Below are 492 nucleotides of genomic sequence, written 5' to 3' on the forward strand. Positions count from 1 at the left end.
CCCCGTACCCGGGCCGCCACCTCGGCCTTCTCGCGCGCTCCGCCGCCAGCAGGGCGGCGACCCGCCTGCGCATCCGCCGGGACCGGCGGCGCACTTCCACCTCGAAGACCAGCCACCCCAGGGCGGCCGCGACACACACCACCGCCCCCAGCCTGTGGACAACTTCGCCGGTCATGCGCTCTCCCCCGCTCGTACGATCTGCCTGGCCCATGCCAGCCCGGCCCCTTCAAGCGCCCCGCCCGCGAGCAGACAGCCCAGACCCGCCGGCGTGTGCAGCAGCGTCCGCAGCGGGTCCGCGCCAAGCCCTGTCCCGAGCGCCAGCCCCATCAGCGGGAGCACCGCGAGGATCACCACGGTCGAGCGCGCCCCCGTCAGTTCGGCGCGCAGATCGGCCCGTTGGTCCTGCTCGGCGCGCAGCGCCCGCTCCAGTCCTTCCAGCCCGGCCGCGAGTCCCGCCCCTCCGTCCACCGCGACCCGCCAGCACGCCGCGAC

The 492-nt window shown here is 76.2% G+C and carries 1 protein-coding gene; it reads right to left on the reverse strand.

What is annotated here, in order from left to right:
• Nucleotides 1-171: 171 nt before the first annotated feature.
• The coding region (locus J0695_RS40300; RefSeq protein ID WP_372445924.1) for a type II secretion system F family protein at nucleotides 172-492 on the reverse strand (321 nt) is incomplete at its 5' end.

This window comes from Streptomyces beijiangensis (assembly GCF_017315755.1).
Lineage (GTDB): Bacteria > Actinomycetota > Actinomycetes > Streptomycetales > Streptomycetaceae > Streptomyces > Streptomyces beijiangensis.